5 protein-coding genes are annotated in these 4,902 nt (G+C 72.6%); 1 reads left to right on the top strand and 4 read right to left on the bottom strand.

Translation table 11 applies throughout. The annotated features are described in order from the left end of the window. Positions 1-417: DoxX family protein (locus tag ACYVE9_RS15650; protein WP_461028459.1), on the bottom strand; the 417-nt coding region annotated here is incomplete at its 3' end. A gap of 580 nt (positions 418-997) precedes the next feature. Then, a complete protein-coding gene (locus ACYVE9_RS15645) occupies positions 998-1,780 on the bottom strand; it encodes a carbon-nitrogen family hydrolase (RefSeq protein ID WP_461028458.1) in 783 nt (260 codons plus the stop codon). Positions 1,781-1,938: 158 nt separating this feature from the next. On the opposite strand from ACYVE9_RS15645, the gene ACYVE9_RS15640 reads away from it, so the two are divergent. Then, positions 1,939-2,769 (top strand): maleylpyruvate isomerase family mycothiol-dependent enzyme, encoded by an 831-nt coding sequence (locus ACYVE9_RS15640; protein ID WP_461028457.1) that lies wholly within the window; start codon positions 1,939-1,941, stop codon positions 2,767-2,769. A 135-nt stretch (positions 2,770-2,904) separates the two neighbouring features. Here ACYVE9_RS15640 and ACYVE9_RS15635 read toward each other — a convergent pair whose 3' ends face one another. Together ACYVE9_RS15635 and ACYVE9_RS15630 are read right to left on the bottom strand one after the other, a co-directional pair. Then, positions 2,905-4,206: an MFS transporter gene (locus ACYVE9_RS15635; protein WP_461028456.1), complete on the bottom strand. Its 1,302-nt coding sequence runs from the start codon at positions 4,204-4,206 to the stop codon at positions 2,905-2,907. Next, positions 4,203-4,886 (bottom strand): GntR family transcriptional regulator, encoded by a 684-nt coding sequence (locus ACYVE9_RS15630; RefSeq protein WP_461028460.1) that lies wholly within the window; start codon positions 4,884-4,886, stop codon positions 4,203-4,205. Before ACYVE9_RS15630 ends, ACYVE9_RS15635 begins: the two co-directional genes overlap by 4 nt. Positions 4,887-4,902 lie beyond the last annotated feature (16 nt).

The following is a 4,902-nucleotide window of genomic DNA, read 5'->3' as shown; positions in this document are numbered from 1 at the left end:
GGCCCGGCGCGGGGCGCGGGCGCCGGCGCGGGTGCGCAGGCCGTCGACGGCCCAGCGTCCCGGTCCGAGCGCGGCGATCAGCAGGAAGGTCCAGCAGAAGAGGGCGGCCAGTTCGCCGCCGTTCTCCATCGGGAACAGCCCGGCCGACTGGTGCTTGACGAAGTAGGCGTAGGCCATCGAGCCGGAGCAGAGCAGGGCGGCGGCCCTGGTGCCGAGGCCGGTCATCACGAGGATGCCGCCGACGAGCTGGATGACCGCGGCCCACCAGCCCGGCCACTGGCCGACAGCGGGTGCCGGCCCGTGGGAGCCGCCGAGCACACCGAAGAGCGTGGCGGCGCCGTGGCAGGCGAAGAGCAGGCCGATGACGATGCGGAAGAGTCCGAGGACGTGGTCCCGGGAGTCGTCGAGGAACTTCACGCGTCGGCCCTCCCCGTGGTGGTGGGGCGGGCGGGTGCCGGGGTGCCTGGGTGCGGATGGTTCGTGGATCGCATGTGGGCTCCTGAGAGTGGGGAAGAGCTGTGCACTGCATGCGAGAACGCGCGATCACTCGGATGGTCTAGACCCATTCAGACGGTAGCGAGCACCTGAGCATTCGTCTAGACCAATGACCGGGCGAGGTCTCACCCGGTGCGCGTGACAGGGACACCGGGCGGCGGCCCGGTGCCAACGACGGCACCACGCATGCGGCGTCGAACAGCGAGCGGACGGACGGGAAAGCGGTGCGAGGAGCGTCGGCGCGGGGGCGGAACGGCGTGGGGGCTCCGGAGCGGACACGCGCCGACGGACAGTCAGAGGGGGACGAGGGGCCCGGAAGCCCCGGTTGCGGGAACGGACGACACGCATCGTGAAGCCGCCGCCCGGACATCCGCTGGAGCAACGCTGGAGCCACCGCCGGCACACACGCCCGGCGTCAGGCGTCGCCCGGCGTCAGGCCCCAGACGTCCTCCGCCCTAAGGCTTCCCGCTTCCCGCTTCCCGCTTCCCGCTTCCCGCTGGGCTCAGCCCAGCACGCGGTCCTTCAGGACGGGGAACTCCTCGCGCACGCGGGCCAGTTCGGCGACGTCCAGCTCCGCGGTCAGCACCTGCTCGGTGGCGTCGGACGCCTCGGCGAGCGTCTCGCCCCAGGGGCCGATGACGGCGCTGCGCCCGGCCTGAGGGACCCCGGCGTGACTGCCCGCGGTGCCGCAGGCGAGCACGTACACCTGGTTCTCGACGGCGCGGGCCCGGGCCAGCAGCGTCCAGTGCTCGGCTCGCTTCTCGGGCCAGCCGGCGGGGACCACCACCACCTGCGCGCCGAGGTCGGTGAGGGCCCGGAACAGCTCGGGAAAGCGCAGGTCGTAGCAGGTGGCGAGGCCCAGCCGGGCTCCCGCGGTGGCCACCGTGACCGGTTCGGTGCCGGCGGACATGAGGGTGGCCTCGCCCCGGTCGAAGCCGAAGCGGTGGATCTTGCGGTAGGTCGCGGCGAGGGTGCCGTCCGGGGCGAAGACGAGCGAGGTGTTGTACAGCTCCCCGCCGGTGGCGCGCTCCACGACGGAGCCCGCGTGCAGCCACACCCCCGCGCCCCGGGCCGCCTGAGACATCGTCACCGCGGTGGGGCCGTCGGCGGCCGACTCGGCCACGTCACCGAACGCGTCGAAGGCGAAGGCCCCGACCGGCCACAGTTCGGGAAGCACGACCAGATCCGATCCGGACTGCTCTCGGACGAGTGAACCGGCCCTCTCACGGCGGGAATTGACCGACTCGTCCGGGTCCACACCGATCTGGATCAGGGAAGCGCGCACCGTACCACCGTCCGTGGGTCGGAGGGGGTTAAACACCCCCTGCCAAAGCGTCCTACGATCGTCACTCAAAAGCACTGCCGGGGTGCCCGTCCGCAGACTAACTTGATAGCACCCACACCCGCGAACGATCGATCCGTACCGCTGCCATGAGGGGTCCTGTGACCGAGCATCCACGCCTTCAGCCCTATGTTGACGCCTGGACTCACTCCATCGAGGCCGTATCGGAGCTGGTGCGGCCTCTCGTCGAGGGCGAGTGGAACCGGCCCACCGAGTGCCCCTACTGGTCGGTCCGGGACGTGGTGTCGCACATCATCGGCATCGAGTGCGAGCTGCTCGGCGACCCCCGCCCGATCCACACACTGCCCCGCGACCTGTACCACGTGACGGACGAGACGAGCCGTTACATGGAGGTGCAGGTCGACGTGCGGCGGCACCACACCGGCCCGGAGATGACCGGCGAGCTGGAGTACACCCTGATCCGGCGGGCCCGCCAGCTGCGCAACGAGAAGCGCGACCCGGACGCGGTCGTGCGGTCGGTGCTGCCCGGCCGGGACGAGATCACCCTGGAGCAGCAGCTGCGGCAGCGGGCGTTCGACGTGTGGGTGCACGAGCAGGACCTGCGGCGGGCGCTCGGCCAGCCGGGTGGGCTGGACGCGCCGGGCGCCCTGGTCGCGCGGGACGTGCTGCTCTCCGGGCTGCCGAAGGTGGTCGCCAAGCGGGCGTCCGCGCCGGTCAACTCGGCGGTGGTGTTCGACGTGCACGGGCCGGTGGAGTTCATGCGCACGGTCCGCGTCGACCAGAACGGCCGGGGCAGCGTGAGCGGCAGCCCGTCGCTGGGGCCGCTGGTGACCTTCTCGATGGACTGGGAGACGTACCTGCGCCTGGCCTGCGGCCGGGTCAGGCCCGGCGCGGTGAGCGACCGCGTCAAGGTGGAGGGCGACACCGGGCTGGCCGACGCGATCCTCGCCAACTTCTCCGTCACCCCCTGACGGCCCCCTGAGGGCCCCCGAGGGCACCCCTGGCGTCGCGCCGTGATCCGCGTGGCGGTGGGTCACGGTGGAGGGACCGGCTCGTGTCGGTCGACTCCACCGCCGCCCGCTCGCCCGCACGGCGCCGGGGCGCGTTCAGGCGGGGACGTGGACGGTCTCCACCCGGCTGGCGACGAGGCGCTCCCGTTCACGCCGGGCCGCCTGCCGGTGCAGCCGCAGCATCTGGCTGACACCGAGCGCCTGGAACACGAAGACGCTGGCGAAGGCGATGCGGAAGTTGTCCCCAGTGAGGTCCAGCAGCACCCCCACGGCCAGCAGCGTCGTCATGGAGGCGGTGAAGCCGCCCATGTTGACGATGCCCGAGGCGGTGCCCTGCCGCTCCGGCGGGTTGGCCGGACGGGCGAAGTCGAAGCCGACCATCGAGGCCGGCCCGCAGGCGCCCAGCACCACGCACAGCACGACCAGCGCCCACAGCGGCACCCGGCCCGGCCAGCCGAGCACCGCGGCCCACACGAGGGCGGTGGCCGCCACTGTGCCCAGCGCGATGGGCGCCCTGGCCCGGTGGTGCCGGGCGATGATCTGGCCGAAGACCAGCCCGATGGCCATGTTGGACAGCACCACGACGGTCAGCAGCGCGCCCGCGTCCCCGACGCTCATGCGCTGCGCGCGGACGAGGAACGGCAGCCCCCACAGCAGCAGGAAGACCATCGCGGGGAACTGGGTGGTGAAGTGCACCCACATGCCCATGCGGGTGCCCGGCTCCCGCCAGGCGTCGCCGATCTGCCGCCGCACGTATCCGGGACCGATGTGCCGGACCGGACGCGCCTCGTGCCCCTCGGGGTGGTCCTTCAGGAAGGCCAGCACCAGGACGAGGACGATCAGGCCGCCGACCGCGCTGCCGGCGAAGGTCGGCAGCCAGCCGAAGGTGTTCAGCACGCGGGCCAGCAGCAGCGTCGTGACGAGGTTGCCGGACATGCCGATCAGGCCGGCGACCTGCCCGATCAGCGGCCCCCGCTTGGCGGGGAACCAGCGGGAGCCGAGCCGCAGCACGCTGATGAAGGTCATCGCGTCGCCGCAGCCGAGCAGCGCCCGGCAGGCCAGCGCCACGGGGTAGGACTCGGAGAGCGCGAAGCCGAACTGGCCGGCGGTGAACAGCACGATGCCGAGGGTGAGGACCTTCCGGGTGCCCCACCGGTCGACGAGCAGGCCGACGGGTATCTGCATGCCCGCGTAGACCAGCAGTTGGAGGATGGAGAAGGTGGAGAGCGCGGAGGCGTTGATCTCGAACCGCTCCGCCGCGTCGATGCCTGCGACGCCGAGGCTCGTGCGGTAGGTGATCGCCACGAAGTAGACGGAGACGCCCAGGCCCCACATGAGCATCGCCTGCCGGCCGCCGGGCGGGTCCCCCGGCAGGCGGACCGCGGACGGGGAACTCATCGCACCTCGCCCCTCAGCAGCAGGTGCACGGAGCTGACGTGGCGGTGCACGGCCTCGACGGCCGCCTCGGAGTCGCCGGCCTCGATCGCGGCGAGGATCTCGGCGTGCTCGGCGATGTTCTTCGCGATCCGGTCGGGGTGGGCGTGCATCACGGCCACACCCATGCGCAGCTGCCGGTCCCTGAGCTGGTCGTAGAGGCGGCTGAGGATCTCGTTTCCGGCGCTCCGCACGATGGTGGCGTGGAAGCACCGGTCGGTGGCGGCGACCCGGGCCAGGTCGGCGGCGGCGGCCTGCTCCCGCTGCTGGTCGAGCAGTTCACCCAGGCGGTCGACGAGGCCGGCGGGCGCGGGGGCGGCCCGGCGGACGGCGTGCTCCTCGACGAGCAGCCGGGTCTCGACCACGTCCCCGATCTCCTGCGCGGACACCGGCAGCACCAGGGCGCCCTTCTTGGGGTAGAGCCGGATCAGCCCCTCCACCTCCAGTCGCAGCAGCGCCTCGCGGACCGGGGTGCGGGACACTCCGACGGCCTCGGCCAGCTCCCCTTCGGTCAGCAGCTCGCCGCCCGCGTAGTGCCGTTCCAGCACGGCCTGCTTGACGTAGGCGTACACCCGCTCCGCGGCGGGCGGCGGCTTGGCACCGGCGGCCGACGCCTGCCCGCCGACCCTGCCCGGCCCGCCGATCTCGGCGCGCCGTGCC

The organism is Streptomyces sparsus, assembly GCF_054776295.1.
Note: the sequence above shows the minus strand (reverse complement) of the source record. Positions and strands in the feature narration are given on the sequence as shown.

Bases quoted from the DNA above. Each gene is read 5' to 3' on its own strand.
- ACYVE9_RS15635 (WP_461028456.1), bottom strand. From the start codon at position 4,206: ATGAGTTCCCCGTCCGCGGTCCGCCTGCCGGGGGACCCGCCCGGCGGC.